12 protein-coding genes and 2 tRNA genes are annotated in these 13,383 nt (G+C 62.8%); 2 read left to right on the forward strand and 12 right to left on the reverse strand.

What is annotated here, in order from left to right; genetic code table 11:
- Positions 1–18: 18 nt before the first annotated feature.
- The 11 genes from ACFPB1_RS12405 to ACFPB1_RS12455 all read right to left on the reverse strand — a co-directional run bounded on the left by ACFPB1_RS12405 (position 19) and on the right by ACFPB1_RS12455 (position 9,627).
- Entirely contained in the window at positions 19–1,479 is a 1,461-nt protein-coding gene (locus ACFPB1_RS12405) for an ABC transporter substrate-binding protein (protein WP_379225587.1), read from the reverse strand.
- A gap of 238 nt (positions 1,480–1,717) precedes the next feature.
- Positions 1,718–2,932, reverse strand: a complete 1,215-nt coding sequence (locus tag ACFPB1_RS12410; protein ID WP_379225589.1) for a hypothetical protein — start codon at positions 2,930–2,932, stop codon at positions 1,718–1,720.
- Positions 2,929–4,392 (reverse strand): ATP-binding protein, encoded by a 1,464-nt coding sequence (locus ACFPB1_RS12415; RefSeq protein ID WP_379225592.1) that lies wholly within the window; start codon positions 4,390–4,392, stop codon positions 2,929–2,931. Before ACFPB1_RS12415 ends, ACFPB1_RS12410 begins: the two co-directional genes overlap by 4 nt.
- Positions 4,393–4,396: 4 nt before the next feature.
- Positions 4,397–5,092: a response regulator transcription factor gene (locus tag ACFPB1_RS12420; protein ID WP_379225594.1), complete on the reverse strand. Its 696-nt coding sequence runs from the start codon at positions 5,090–5,092 to the stop codon at positions 4,397–4,399.
- Between the two features lie 129 nt (positions 5,093–5,221).
- The gene (locus tag ACFPB1_RS12425) at positions 5,222–5,962 is read right to left on the reverse strand and encodes an N-acetylmuramoyl-L-alanine amidase family protein (RefSeq protein ID WP_379225596.1); all 741 of its coding nucleotides are present in this window, start codon (positions 5,960–5,962) and stop codon (positions 5,222–5,224) included.
- 253 nt (positions 5,963–6,215) lie between these two features.
- Entirely contained in the window at positions 6,216–7,424 is a 1,209-nt protein-coding gene (locus tag ACFPB1_RS12430) for a cytochrome P450 (RefSeq protein WP_379225598.1), read from the reverse strand.
- Between the two features lie 241 nt (positions 7,425–7,665).
- Positions 7,666–7,752 (reverse strand) — tRNA-Leu (locus tag ACFPB1_RS12435).
- A 277-nt stretch (positions 7,753–8,029) separates the two neighbouring features.
- Positions 8,030–8,116: transfer RNA gene (locus ACFPB1_RS12440), tRNA-Leu, on the reverse strand.
- Between the two features lie 199 nt (positions 8,117–8,315).
- Complete coding sequence (locus ACFPB1_RS12445) at positions 8,316–8,525, reverse strand: hypothetical protein (protein ID WP_379225601.1); 210 nt, start codon at positions 8,523–8,525, stop codon at positions 8,316–8,318.
- A 131-nt stretch (positions 8,526–8,656) separates the two neighbouring features.
- Positions 8,657–8,977 carry a hypothetical protein gene (locus ACFPB1_RS12450; RefSeq protein WP_379225603.1) on the reverse strand — a complete coding sequence of 107 codons (321 nt, stop codon included), beginning with the start codon at positions 8,975–8,977 and terminating at the stop codon, positions 8,657–8,659.
- A gap of 77 nt (positions 8,978–9,054) precedes the next feature.
- Positions 9,055–9,627: a xanthine phosphoribosyltransferase gene (locus ACFPB1_RS12455; RefSeq protein WP_379225605.1), complete on the reverse strand. Its 573-nt coding sequence runs from the start codon at positions 9,625–9,627 to the stop codon at positions 9,055–9,057.
- Between the two features lie 177 nt (positions 9,628–9,804).
- Between ACFPB1_RS12455 and ACFPB1_RS12460 the strand changes: the two genes are divergently transcribed.
- Together ACFPB1_RS12460 and ACFPB1_RS12465 are read left to right on the forward strand one after the other, a co-directional pair.
- Positions 9,805–10,515 carry a hypothetical protein gene (locus ACFPB1_RS12460; protein WP_379225607.1) on the forward strand — a complete coding sequence of 237 codons (711 nt, stop codon included), beginning with the start codon at positions 9,805–9,807 and terminating at the stop codon, positions 10,513–10,515.
- Between the two features lie 313 nt (positions 10,516–10,828).
- Positions 10,829–11,872, forward strand: coding sequence for a hypothetical protein (locus ACFPB1_RS12465; RefSeq protein WP_379225609.1), 1,044 nt, complete (start codon positions 10,829–10,831; stop codon positions 11,870–11,872).
- A 247-nt stretch (positions 11,873–12,119) separates the two neighbouring features.
- Here ACFPB1_RS12465 and ACFPB1_RS12470 read toward each other — a convergent pair.
- On the reverse strand, positions 12,120–13,383 hold a 1,264-nt coding region (locus ACFPB1_RS12470; protein WP_379225611.1), incomplete at its 5' end, for an ATP-binding protein.

Here is a 13,383-nt window from a genome sequence, read left to right on the forward strand (position 1 = left end):
TCCTTTAAACGTCGTATGTTACTCGTTGAGAAAGGTCGTCGCTTTGTTCTGAATCAGACTCGCGACCGCCTCCGCGGACTTCTGTCCGGCGAAGAAGGCCTTGGACTCCGCGACGACCAGGTTCCATATCTGATCGGATTTGTTATCCTGGGAAGGATGAATCGCGCCGTTCACGTACGCGTCCAGTCCGTCCAGCATCGCGCCGTCTGCTTGAATCGCCGCCCCTTGCAGCGGTCCTTCCGCGAAGGACGGGAACGATCCCTGCTTCTTCAGCGCCTCGACTTGCTTCGCGTAAGCCGTCTTGTTGATCGGGAAGCCCGTCGTCGTCGCGGGCGCCTGCATCTCCTCGGACATCAGGAACTTCACGAAATCCCACGCCGCCGCTTTGACCTTCGAATTGGCCGCGATCGCGACGCTCCGGTACGTCTTGAAATAGCCGCCGGCCGCCGTGTCCTGCGCATGCGGCTTCGCGTACAACTTCACGTGGTCGCCCGCCGTCTGGTCGGTCATCTTCGCGCTGAGGCTGAAGCCCGCCATCGATTCCAGGTAATCCTTCGGCGAATTGATCTGGATGCTGTTGAAATACGCGTTGACGCCGCGGCCGGCCTTGGAGACAACGCCGTCGTCGAACATCGTCTTCACCTGCTTCATCAGCCCCGTGAACGAAGCCGAATCGAAATGCGCCTCGCGCCCGCCGGCATCCAGGAACAGCCCGTAATTGTCGCTCACCATCTCGCCCAGCAAATATTCGGGCCCTTCGTACGACAGCGCCGTCCGCAGTCCGCCGCTCGCCGTCATCGCTTCCGCCGTCTGCGTGAAATCGCTCCACGACCACGACAGATCGTCGAACGCGACGCCCGTCTTGGCGATGGCGCCTTCGTCCCCGGCGAGACCCATCAGGAAGAAGGAAAGCGGCATCGCGTACAGCGCATCGCCGACGCGGACGTTGTCCAGCACGTTCGTGAAATAATCGCTCCGCTTGAATGCCTTATCCTGCGCCATCATCGGGCTTAGATCAGCCAGCAGGCCGTGCTTGACGTAGCTGTCGGCCGGCACCAGGTCCATGTCGATCAGATCAGGTCCCTTGCCCGACAGGAGCGCCGCGTTCGCGGCCGTCACGTACTTCTCGATATCCGTTTCCAGCGTCTCGTTCGTGTAGTCGACGTCCTCCAGCTTGATCTCGACGTCCGGATGGAGCGCTTCGTACGCTTTCTTCGCCGCTTGGTATTTGGGATCGTGCCAGAAGGTCGAGAAGACGATCATCGTCTTGCCGGTTCCCGAGGACGGGCCGCCGGCTTCCGCTGCGTTGTCTCCGGTGTCTCCTCCGGCGGAGCCGCCGGCGTTCGCGCCCGGCGCGGCTTCGTCTCCCGCGTCGCTCCAGGAGACCGCGTTCCCGCCGGTTCCGCCGCCGGCATCGCAGCCGGCCAATGCCGCGGCGAGCAGGCAGCCCGCGGCAAGGCCAAATCCGTATTTGTTCATGCCTCGTTCTCCTTCGCGCGTTCGCTTCGATTGTCCGGCCGGTTGACCGGGCTCTTCCACACTATAAAGAGGAGATGTCTCCAAACCTTCATCCGGATGTCAACAAAATGTCTCCGAAATCCGAATAAAAAAGCGGCAAGCCGGACGAAATTCGTCCGGCCTGCCGCCGTTTGGCGCCTGTTTTCCTATTCCTATTCCTATTCCTATTCCTTCTGCGCTTCCGCGCAGTTGTTCGGCGTTATTGGAACCGAATGACGAACGTCTGCTGCCTGCCGTCGACGGCCGCGGCCGACGGCGCGGTCTCCTGCGCCGTCGTGCTCGCGTACGGCTTGCCGCCGTCGATCAGCAGAGCTGTGCCGCTCGGGCTCCACGCCATGAGATACGGGATGACGCCTTGGAATATGGCCGATTGGGACAGCACGTTGTTCCCCTGCAGCTTTCCGGCGTAGACGGACACGTCGTCCGGGTCGCTTCGCGTGTAAGCGATCGCCTTCCGGTCCGGCGACAAGCTGAAATACGCGACCTTCTCCAGCAGAACGGACAGTTCGCCGCTTCGGCCGTCGTATTGGAACAGCGTGCCGTCCGCGCCGAGAAATGCGAACCGGTCGTCGTCCACCCAAACGCCGGCGCCGATGCCCGACGGGTGATCGTACTTTACCTCGAAGCGGTCGCCAGCCCGCTTGGCCATGGCGATCGTCTTCCCATCTTCGATCAGCGCGCCGCTGCCGTCGTCCGTCAATACGACGGTGGCGTTGCTGCCGTATTTCTGCAGCCCCGCGAGCGGCAGCTCCCCGAGCGTGCCGCTCTTCGCATCGTACGCCGCGATGCGCAGCTCCCCCCGGGCTTCGCCGTACGCCAAATAGGATAAGAACCGGCCGTTGCCCGACCATCGCAGCGCGGGCGAATACAGCTGCTTCTGCGTCGTTTCGGGCACCCGCTTGACCTGGCCGCCGTCCACGGTTACGAGCGTCAGCCCGATGCCCTTCGCAGTCTTCGCGAGTACCGCGATCGTCTTCCCGTCCGGCGACAGCGCGCCGAAGTCATCCATCAAGAGATTCCCCGCACCCGCGAGCGGCTTTGGCTGTTCGTACGGCGGGTCGAGCTGCTGCAGGCCGCGAATTTCCGCCGTGCCGGGCGCGGTGCCCGCGGCGAAATAGCCGATGAGCGCATCCCCATCCGCCCAGCCGAGTACGGGCAGTTTATACTTCTCCTCAACCGGTAGCGGATAAATCGTCTTCACCCGGAATGGCGTGCCGGAGCCCGCTTCGCCGGCCGGCCCTTCATCCTCCGTGCCCGGAATGACGATCGTCTCGGAGCGGGGATCGTCCATGCAGCCGGCGAGCGCCAGGAGCAGCAGCATGCACGCGAGCGCGGCGGCCAAGACGCGAAGCGTCGTCCGGGACTTGATCGTCGGCCGCGGCAGCGCGTGCGTCTTCGCAGACGGCATCCTCATGCGTCTACCTCCCTTCCCGCCGCGGGGAGAGCCGCGTGCACGGTCGTCCGCCCGGCGCCGCACGTCATGCGGATCGTCCCGCCGTGGTCGTCTACGATTGCCTTCACGATGCTGAGTCCGAGCCCGACGCTCCCTTCCTCCTTGAACGTCCGGTCGCCCGAATAGAACGGCTCGAACACCTGGTCCACCTGATCGGGCGATAGCGTCACGCCCGGATTGGCGAACGCGAAGCGGACGATGCCCGCCGCCCGGTCCGTCTCCGCAGCGACCGCGATCTCCGCTTGCGGCGTGCTGTACTTGATGGCGTTGTCGAGCAGATTAATGAACAGCTGGCGAAGCCTGTCCGGCTGGCCGAGCACGTACAGCCCGTCCTCCGCGTCCAGCGCGATCCGCTTCTTGTACCGTTTCGCCCGCAGCTCCATCGCGTCGATCACGTCGCGCAGCAGCGCGCCCGCGTCGACGGGCGCGGCCTCGTCCATGGCGGCGCTGCGCCGAGACACCTCGAGCAGATTGAGCACCATGCCGTGCAGGCGCCGGCTCTCGTCCACGATATGCGCCATCCCTTTATCGAAGAACGCCCGGTCGGACTCACCGTTCTCCCGGATGATCTCGGCATAGCCGAGAATCGACGTGAGCGGCGTCTTCAGCTCGTGCGTGACGTTGTCGAAGAAGCGCTTCTCCTGCTCGTGCAGCGCCTTCAGGCGGTCGCGGTCGCGGCCGATCGTCGCGATCTGGCTGGCAATCCGGCCAATCATGTCGTTGAAGTTGGCCGCGAGCCGCCCGATCTCGTCCTTGCGCCGGACGCCGATGCGGACATCGAGATTGCCCCGGATGACCTCCGTGGACGCGCGGGTCAGCTTGACGAGCGGAATCGTGATATGCCGCGACAGCATGTACGAGAACAGGAACGCCGCCGCGAAGATCGCGAGCGCGAGGTAGAAGAGAATGTTGAGGATTCGCCCGGTCTGCTCGTAGAGCGAGGAGAAATCCTTGGCGAAGCGCAGGATGCCGACCTTTACGCCGTCGATGACGACCGGATACGAATACAGCACGGACCCCGCGTTTCCCTTATAGGTGATCGTATATGCGGTCTTGCCTTCGAGCGCCAGCTTCAGATCGGACGTCGGGCGGCCTGCGAATTTCGTCTGATCGGACGAATAGAGCAGGATGCCGTCGACCGTGTAGGCGCTCACGTCGCTGGAGGTGGCGCGGCGCAGGTCGCCGACCATCTCCTCGGCCATTTGCCCGAAATATAAGTCGTTGTTCGTGAAGTGATTGATCAGGAATGCCTGGCGGACGTAGACATTGCCGTTGTTCTTGAGCTCGACGAGATCCGACGTGATGATGTTCCGGTTGCTGGAACGGATGTATTCCTTCAGCGTGACGTTCAGCAGGAGGAACGACAGGCAGAAGATCAGCAGGAAGCCGAAGGCGAATTTAGCCCGAATCGTCCGCAGCACGCCGTCAGTCCGTCCGCTTCTCGAATTTGTAGCCGACGCCGAAGACGGTCGTGATCAGATCCGCCGCGTCGAGCTTCTTGCGCAGCCGTTGGATGTGCGTGTCGACCGTCCGCGTGTCGCCGGGAAAGTCGTAGCCCCAGACGAAATCGAGCAGCTCCGTGCGCGTGAAGATTTTGCCCCGGGCGCCAAGCAGCGCGAGCAGCAGGTCGAATTCCTTCGGCGTTAGCTCGACCGGCGTTCCGTCTTTCGTTACGAGCCGCTCGTCGGGCGACACGGCGATATTGCTGAAGCGAATCGACGGCTGCGCGGTCTCCTCCGGGGCCGGCTGGGCCTGCGCCAAGCGCCGGAGGATGGTCCGGATGCGGGCTACGACCTCCCGCAAGTCGAACGGCTTCGTAATATAATCGTCCGCGCCGACCTCGAGGCCGAGAATTTTATCCGTGATGTCGGATCTCGCCGTGACCATGAGGATCGGCAGGTTATAGCGCGCGGTCACCTGCTTGCATAGATCGAGGCCGCTCCGGTCCGGCAGCATCCAATCCAGCACGAGCAGGTCCGGGCGGAAGCGCTCCAGCTCCTTCCAGCCGTCCGCCCCATTTCCCGCCGTCCGCGTCTCGAAGCCTTCCCGGCCCAAGCCGTAGGCCAGCAGATCGGCGATCGCTTCTTCGTCCTCAATGATGAGGATTTTCGTTTTGTCCATGCTGGTCTCCAATCTATCCGAGTTCGTATCTGCGGTCTTGCCTATGGTGATCGTAGCATAAATGAGGGTCCGACATAAAATGGCGGCCGAACGGCTTGTCCGTTGTTGTCGCGCGCGAAGGCGCAGCGCCTAGCGCGAGCCGGCCGGCGCCGCGTCGGCACCGGCGAAATAAGCCCGAAGCCCGTCCGCGATCGCCTCCGCTTCGATCCGCTGGCCGTCCGCGCCGAGCATGAAGGCTTCCTCCGCCGCGTTCGTCAAATAGCCGGGCTCGACCAGCACCGCCGGCATCTCGCTGAGCGACAGCACCTTTAGCTTCTCCTCCTTCACGCCGCGGTCGGGAAAGCCGAGCGCCGCGACGACCTTCCCGTGAATCGCTTCCGCCAGCCCCATGCTGCCCGGATGCGTGTAATACGTCTCCGTGCCGGCCACCGACGAATCCTCGAAGGCGTTGCCGTGGATCGAGATCAGGGCATCCGCGCCCCAGCCGTCGGCTGCCTGCGCCCGGTCGGCCAGCTCGACGAACGTATCGTCGGACCGGGTCAGCCGGGGCTCGAACAACGGGTCGTCCTTCAGCAGCTCGTACAGCTTCAAGGCAAGCGCGAGATTGTTGTCCTTCTCCCACTGTCCGCTCGCCCCTTCCGAGCCGGGATCCTTGCCGCCGTGGCCCGGGTCGATGACGATTTTGTACCGTCCTCCGGGCGCCTCGTTCCCCGCCGGCGCTCCCGCCTCGCCGCGCGGGGAGCCGGTCAGCGATTTGGCGCCGTCCGGCTCCCCGCCGATCTGCGAGAGCAGCGAGCGCCCCGCCGTCAGCAGAATGATCAATGCGGCGATAAAGCCGATAATATATTTTAATCTCATGTTTGTCGTCATGGTGTCCTCCCGGTTGTGATGCCTGCTTGCGCCATTCAAATGTACCGCGCGCGTGTTACGGGAACGTGTAGAAGTTGTCAACAGATTGTATCCGATCGTGCCGGAGGTGCGTCAAGGGGGGAAATGCAGGAATTGCGGCAATCACGGATGCGGATTTCATATGATAAGCCGTCGTCGCTGCCGGCGTACGAAGCGCGAAAAGCCCTTCCGCGGGGAAGGGCCGTGATGCGCGGCAACGCGGAAAGGAGCGCCGTCAGCGCGCCTCGAACGTCACCGGATAATTTTTGACCCCGAACACGAACGAGCTCATGATCGGCGTCAACTCGTGATCCGGCAGCGCGCGGATGTCGCCGGTGCGCGCAAGCAGCGCGCCGAGGGCGAGCTTCGCCTCCAGCCGGGCGAGCGGCGCTCCGAGGCAGAAGTGGATGCCGAAGCCGAAGGACATGTGCGCGTTCGGCTTCCGTCCGAGGACGAACGATTCGGGATCGTCGAATTTCGCCGGATCGCGGTTGGCCGCGCCGACCCAGGCGATGATCTGGTCGCCCGCCTTGACGGCGGCGTCCCCGATCGCCGTATCCTCCTTGGCGACGCGCCCCACGGCGACAATCGGCGGGTAGTACCGCAGCGTCTCCTCGACGAAGTCGGGCAGCGCCTCGGGCTGCCGGCGCAGCTCGCGCTGCAGCTCGGGCCGTTCGGTCAGCAGACGGACGCCGTTCGTAATGAGGTTCGTCGTCGTCTCGTTGCCGGCGGCGAGCAGCAGGATGCAGAAGCTGATCAACTCCGGCGGGGTCAGCCGCTCGCCGTCGATCTCGGCCGCGAGCAGCAGGGAGATCAGATCCTCCTGCGGCTGTTTGGCCCGCTCCCTCAGCAAGGCCGCGAAATAATCGGTTAGCTCGGCGATCGCCAGCTGCCGGCGCTCGACGACGGCGCGAAACGCCTCGTCGGAATCGTCCGCCGCGCTCTCGACGAGCACGTCCGACCAGCGCTTGAACCGCTCGCGGTCTTCCTTCGGCGCGCCGAGCATCTCGGCGATGATGATGACGGGCAGCGGCGTCGCGAATTCGTGCACGAGGTCCATGCTGCCTCCGCGCGCCCGGTCGAGCAGGTCGGCAGCGATCGCTTCGATGCGCGGCGCGAACGCTTGAATCTCGCGCGGCGTGAACGCCTTATTGACGAGATCGCGAAGCTGGGCATGCTTGGGCGGATCCGTATAAAGCATGCTGGTGCCGGCGCTCGCGCCGCGAACGGACGAGAACACGGCATAATCCTTCAGCACGCGATGGACGTTGTCGTAGCCGAACACGTCCCAGCAGTTGCGGACCTCATCATACCGCACGGGCGTTTCGTCGCGCAGACGGGATAATATCTTGAACGGCAGCAGCCGTTTCGAGACCGTGTCGAGCTCGGGCATCGGAAGCATGTTGGCGTATTTGGCTTTGTTCAACCCAGTTTCCTCCTTCATCGTGTCAAGGCATGCGGGATCGCGAATGAGACCGCCTCCATTCACTGTAACCCGTTCGCGGTACAGGCATGAAGAGTCTTACGTCTGAATTTTCTGGACACAAAGGGCCGAAAGGAAATGAAGCCCGGCAGCGCCCTCGGGACTTCCCGATGGGTAGGATTCGCGCGGGTTCCGGGATTCATGCAAGCTCGAAAAGCAAAAAAGAAGCCTTGATCGACAAGGCTTCTTGCATTTGTGAGTTTGGTGCGGTCGAGAGGACTTGAACCTCCACGGCTGTTACACCACTAGAACCTGAATCTAGCGCGTCTGCCAATTCCGCCACGACCGCATCTGGCAGGTGCCGCTCCCGTATGTCAGGAGCAACGTTTAATAAGATACCATGAAGCTTACGGGCATGTCAACATTTTCTTTTTCATTTCGTTACATGAACACCGCCTCAGCCCCGTGTTCAATAAGTACGCCCCCGGCATACGTCCGCAAATATACCGCTCGCCGATTCAGGCCGATGATACGTTCAAAGCAGGGGGCCCTGCGAACTTCGGGACAAATCAAAACGGAACAAATCAAAAACCCCTTCCGAAGGGAAGGGGTTCGTCATGTAAGGTTGGTGCGGTCGAGAGGACTTGAACCTCCACGGCTGTTACACCACTAGAACCTGAATCTAGCGCGTCTGCCAATTCCGCCACGACCGCATCTGGCAGATCGACCGCGGCTTGCGCCGCAATCACGTTTCTTATACTAGCATCCGCGCCAAGCGAAGTCAAGGAATACGGCAATGTTCAAATTTTCAAACAATATCCGCGTGCATCTAGCTTTTGACCGGATCCGCTATATGCCGCCTCGGGGTTTCGCCGCGCGCTTCCGAACGCAGCCTGCCCTCTGCCGCGGCGGTCAAACTTCGCTCCGCGGCGCGCCGACCGGCTCGTAGACGTAGCCGCGGCTCAGCTTCACGACCCTCCGGTTCCGTTTCCTGATGACGACGCTCTCCGCGTCCCAGGCGACTACGATCCCGAACACGTCGTTCACTTCCATGTTGTCGCGGACGACCCGCAGCGGCGTGCCTTCGACCCGGTAACGGTCCAGTTCTTCTTCCGTGATCATGCGTTGCTCCCCCTTCCCGCCGCGCCTTCCGCTTCCCGCCGGCGCGCCCTTAATTGGCCTTCATACTTAAAGAACCCCAACGCCGCGTTCAAACGCGGCATTGAGGTTCCGTTTCCGTATCGTTCGCGCGGTTAACCGACGTGTTCCTTGGAATCGTTCGTCTCGTACCATTCGTCGAGGACGCGCGAGGACATCACGCGGCTCGTCACGTACTCTGCCTGCTTCTCGGTGAACTGGTTCTTCCAGTCGATCTCGAGCTCCTCCGACAGCTTGACGAGCGTCAGCAGCTCCGACCACGCCACGTACCGTTTGTACCAAAAGAATTGGGGATGTTCGATCATATAAGGATACAAGTCGTCAAACTCCGTATGCTTGCAGTCGAGCGCACGTTCAAAATGGTTTTTCGCGTCCGTCAACTTGGTTAAGAGATACTCCGCAGATAGATTCGCCATATTTAGTGCCTCCCCCTTCCGTACTTAGGAACATTATAAGTCAAAAAGCCGGCCCCGAAAAGATGCTGATTCTGGCACTAGGATTCGAAGACGATCCGGCCTTCCTCGAGCGAGGCGATCTTGACGAGCGATTCCACCCGGATGCCCTGTTCGCGGATTGTCCGCGCGCCGGCCTGGAACGATTTCTCCACGACGATTCCGAGCCCGGCCAGCTTCGCGCCCGAGCGTTCGATGATCTTGATCAAGCCCCGCGCCGCGTCGCCGTTCGCGATGATATCGTCGATGAACAGCACCGTGTCGTCCGGCGACAGAAATTGACGGGAAACCATGATGTCCGTTACAATGCCTTTGGTAAACGACGGCACCCGCTCGGAATACGCGTCGGAGTCCGCGATCAGCGTCTTTTTGCGCCTCGCGAACACCAGCGGAACGTTCAGCGCCATCGCGGTCGCGAACGCGACGGGAATGCCGGAGGATTCGACGGTAATGACTTTCGTAATCGGCGTCTCCGCGTACAGGCGAGCGAATTCCTTGCCCATCTCCAGCGTCAGCTGCGGATCGACCTGATGGTTTAGCAGCGCGTCCAGCTTCAGGACGTCTTGATTAATAATCGTAGCCTCGCGCAGGATGCGTTCTTTAAGCCGTTCCATTCGCGTTCCCTCCACCAAAAAACCTTTTTCCGTTAAAGGTACCATATGGAAGGGGAGTCGCGCAACAGGAGGAATTATATTCCAGAAATCCGGCCGATGCCCGCAACTTTTCGTCTTCGCGGCGTGTCTATATAGTAACAAAGCACTTATAACCATTCCAGACGGAGGTGCCGCGACATGAACACCGGCTACCCCTTACGAGCAGCGGGCGCGACTGCGCTCATGCTGCTCGCCGTGACCCTCGCGGGCTGCCAATTGCGCGCCGCCGATCTGCCGGCCGGCGGCGATAACGCGGGCGGACAAGCCGCGCCGCAAAACGCACATCCAAGCTTAACGGACAGCCCGCAGAAGGCATACGACAACAAAAGCAGAAACGTCGGCGCGCCCGTGACCGGCGGCCTGACCGGCGGCAAGGGCGCGGATCCGGACTCCGTGACGGAATCGTCGGCCGGCGGCAAAACCGTGCCTTCGGCCAAAACCGAGGAAACCTGGAACGCCAAGGCGCCCAAGCTGTTCGGCATCGCAATCGGCGAAGCCGAAGCGTCCGCCTCCGCAAAGCTGGGCAAGCCAAGCGAAGCTTACCCGCTCGACGACGAAGGCGGCACGCTGTCCGTGAAGGAATACGCGGCCTGCTCCGTCGGCTTCTCGCCCGACAAGAAGGTCAAGTTCGTGGAGGTCTTCGGCCGATCGGCCGCCACGGGACTCGGCGGACTGCGCGTCGGCGACACGGCGAGCGCCGCGGTCAAGAAGCTGGGCGAACCGGATACGCATACGGGCAGCGTGCTTGCCTACGACGCGGATGGCGCGCTGCTGAAGCTGGATCTGGATCCGGAGAACGAACGCATTTTATCGATCAAGCTGTTTGCTTCCGCGGAGAACCGGACGTAAGCGAAGACGAGGGATAACCGGAATATCCGGCGAGGCTTCGAAGGATCGTCGCCGTGCCTCGGAGCCGGGCATGAATCCGGAAACGAGAGGCGGCACGTAAGGACGAAACGAAAGACGGCATGAAAGGACGAAACGCGGTACGCGCGCGCAGCGCGGCCGGCTTTCGTCCTTTTTTCGTTCGGCCGCATCGCCGACGCCGGCCACGGTTCCGCCGCGATTCCGGCGCCGGCGCGCGGATTGTAGTCATGCCTGTCCCCGCTCGGACATACCTTCTAGAAGAGGCCGTCCACGAAAGGCAGGGATTGATCGATCCATGAGACGATTCACCACAGTCATTCAAATCGCGTTTACCTATATGGGAACCGTAGTCGGCGCCGGATTCGCGACGGGCCAAGAAATCCTGCAGTTCTTCACCCGCTTCGGCGTCGTCGGCGTCCTGACGATCCTGCTCGCCACCGCGATGTTCGTCTGGCTCGGCGCCAAAATGATGCTCATCTCGAACAACGTGCGGGCCAAATCGTACGAAGACGTCAACAAGGTGCTGTTCGGCGACCGATTCGGCCGGTGGATCAGCCATTTCATGCAGTTGGTGCTGTTCGGCGTCTGCTCTGTCATGCTCGCGGGCGCGGGCGCGATTTTCTCCGAAAATTGGAACTTCTCCTACCAATCCGGCCTCCTGATCACGATCTTCGGCTGCTTCCTGCTGCTTCGCAAAGGGATGAACGCGATCTTGACGGTCAATTCGATCGTCGTGCCGGTCATGCTGCTGTTCACGGTGCTGATCATCATCGATACCGTCCAAACGCCGGGATCGAACCGGTGGATGATGCTCACGAGCGATTTCTCGCCAGTCGCAGTATGGGCGTCCCCGTTCCTGTACGCCGCGTTCAACCTGTCCATGGCGCAGGCCGTCCTCGTCCCGCTGGGCGGCGAAATCGAGGACCGCAAAGCAATCATCTACGGCTCCTGGGCCGGCGGCATCGGCATCGGGTTCATGCTCATCGCCGGCCACATTGCCCTCTCGGTGTACATGCCCGGCATCCAGCAGTTCGCCATCCCGATGGGCGGCATCGCCCGCGAGCTCGGTCACGGCATCCAATGGATATACATCTTCCTGATCTTCGCCGAAATCTTCACGACGCTCATCGCGGACATCTACGGGCTGACGCTGCAGCTGCAGGAACGGGTGAAGCTGTCTCGCACGCTGCTTACGACGCTGACGCTCGCCGCCTGCTACGTGGCCAGTCAGATCGGCTTCGGCACGCTGCTCTCCACCCTTTACCCTCTATTCGGCCTTATCAGCCTAGGCTGGCTGATCCTGCTGATCCGTCACAAAACGCCGATGCGGAATAATTGACGGTGAGTGAGCGAGGGCGGCTCGGTTTGACTGGGAGCGTCGGCGCTCCATATGATCTTCATCGTTCCGGCACGCTTTCGCCGTTTTGCCGCTGTTCATCGGACAATCGGAAAAGCGGGATAGCGGATAATTGGAACATCGGAAAAGAGGAAAATCGGGTAATAATAAAGCCCCCATTCCAGGCAATGTCATTCAGTTACCTTAATGACATTGCCATTCCAGGGGGCTTTTCAGCGTCATGACGCGGCTATTCCCGCGCCAGCTCCACAAGCTTGGCAGCTGGAATCCGTTCCATCACAAGCTCGCGTATATGGGCGTGGCAGGTGAAGAAGACGATTTGCCGGCGTTCGGCCAACTCGCCCAGTACGTCCGCCGCCGCCCGCTGGCGGTCGCGGTCGAAATTGACGAACGGGTCGTCGAGCAGCAGCGGCAGCGCATGGGCGGCCGCCGCTTCGTCGGCGAGCGCGAACCGCATCGCGAGGTACAACTGCTCCGCCGTCCCGCGGCTGAGGAATCCGCTCTCCACCAAGCACCCGTCCGCGGCTTCGAGCGCGATCGCGCCTTCGCCTTCGCGCAGCAATATCCGCTTGTACCGCCCGTCCGTAAGCCGTCCCATCAGCCGGGACGCCTCGCGCAGCACGGCGGGCTGGCGCTGCTCCTCCATGATCCGCTTTGTCCGCCGGATCATCGTCATGCTCATCGCCAGCACCGCATACCGGTCGATGAGCGCCTCCAGCGCGGCGGAGACGGCTTCGCGTTCGCCGATCAGGCGCTGCCGGTCGCCATCGCGCAGCAGCTGCTCCAGCCGCTGCCTGGCACGGCCGAGCAGCTCCAAGAGCCGGCCGCGCTCCGCCTCGGCTTCCCGCCATGCGCGCTCAGCGCCGGCCGATTCCGCGCGGAGCGCGGCTTCGTCCAGCTCCGTCAGCCAAGCGTCCAGCTGCGCCTGCTCCGCCTCCGACAAACCCGCGGTCACCGTCGCGTTCAGCAGAAACAGCTCTTCCTCGATCCCCGCGAGCCGCTCCGACCGCTCCAAGGCGGCCAGCCAGGCCAATTCGTCGGCGGCGCCGCCCGCCGCGAACCACCGCGCCTGACGTTCCTCCAGCTCTTCGATCGACCGGCCCAGTCCCGCCAGGCTCACGTCCAGCTCCGCCTGCTTCTCCAGCAGCGCTTCGCGTTCCGCGCGGCGCGCGGCATGGCCGTCGGCTTCCGCCTGCAGCAGCCGAAGCGCGCCCGCGGCATCGCCGCGCGCCCGCGCCGCCGTCTCCGGGAACGCGGCCGCGAGCTCGGCGGCCGACCGCTCGAAGGCGGCGACGGCGCCGCGCAGCCGCGCGGCCTTGCCCGCTGCGCGTTCCCGCGCTTCCACGCGGAGCCGCGCCTGCTCGGCGAGGTCGAGCGTCTCCAGCGCGGCCTCCGGCGACAGCGTCGGCGGCAGCGCGCGCGCCGTCAGCCAGTCGCGCCATGCGGCCGCGGCGGCATCGGCCGCTTGCGCCGCCGCGTCCGCCGAGGAAGTC

The organism is Paenibacillus sp. GCM10023250 (assembly GCF_042653205.1).
Taxonomy (GTDB): domain Bacteria; phylum Bacillota; class Bacilli; order Paenibacillales; family Paenibacillaceae; genus Paenibacillus_Z.

Excerpts from the sequence above, each read along its gene's own strand:
- ACFPB1_RS12460 (WP_379225607.1), top strand. The coding sequence starts at position 9,805 with ATGAACACCGGCTACCCCTTACGAGCAGCGGGCGCGACTGCGCTCATG.
- ACFPB1_RS12455 (WP_379225605.1), bottom strand. The coding sequence starts at position 9,627 with ATGGAACGGCTTAAAGAACGCATCCTGCGCGAGGCTACGATTATTAAT.
- ACFPB1_RS12405 (WP_379225587.1), bottom strand. The coding sequence starts at position 1,479 with ATGAACAAATACGGATTTGGCCTTGCCGCGGGCTGCCTGCTCGCCGCG.
- ACFPB1_RS12430 (WP_379225598.1), bottom strand. The coding sequence starts at position 7,424 with ATGAAGGAGGAAACTGGGTTGAACAAAGCCAAATACGCCAACATGCTT.
- ACFPB1_RS12465 (WP_379225609.1), top strand. The coding sequence starts at position 10,829 with ATGAGACGATTCACCACAGTCATTCAAATCGCGTTTACCTATATGGGA.
- ACFPB1_RS12450 (WP_379225603.1), bottom strand. The coding sequence starts at position 8,977 with ATGGCGAATCTATCTGCGGAGTATCTCTTAACCAAGTTGACGGACGCG.
- ACFPB1_RS12420 (WP_379225594.1), bottom strand. The coding sequence starts at position 5,092 with ATGGACAAAACGAAAATCCTCATCATTGAGGACGAAGAAGCGATCGCC.
- ACFPB1_RS12425 (WP_379225596.1), bottom strand. The coding sequence starts at position 5,962 with ATGACGACAAACATGAGATTAAAATATATTATCGGCTTTATCGCCGCA.
- ACFPB1_RS12445 (WP_379225601.1), bottom strand. The coding sequence starts at position 8,525 with ATGATCACGGAAGAAGAACTGGACCGTTACCGGGTCGAAGGCACGCCG.
- ACFPB1_RS12410 (WP_379225589.1), bottom strand. The coding sequence starts at position 2,932 with ATGAGGATGCCGTCTGCGAAGACGCACGCGCTGCCGCGGCCGACGATC.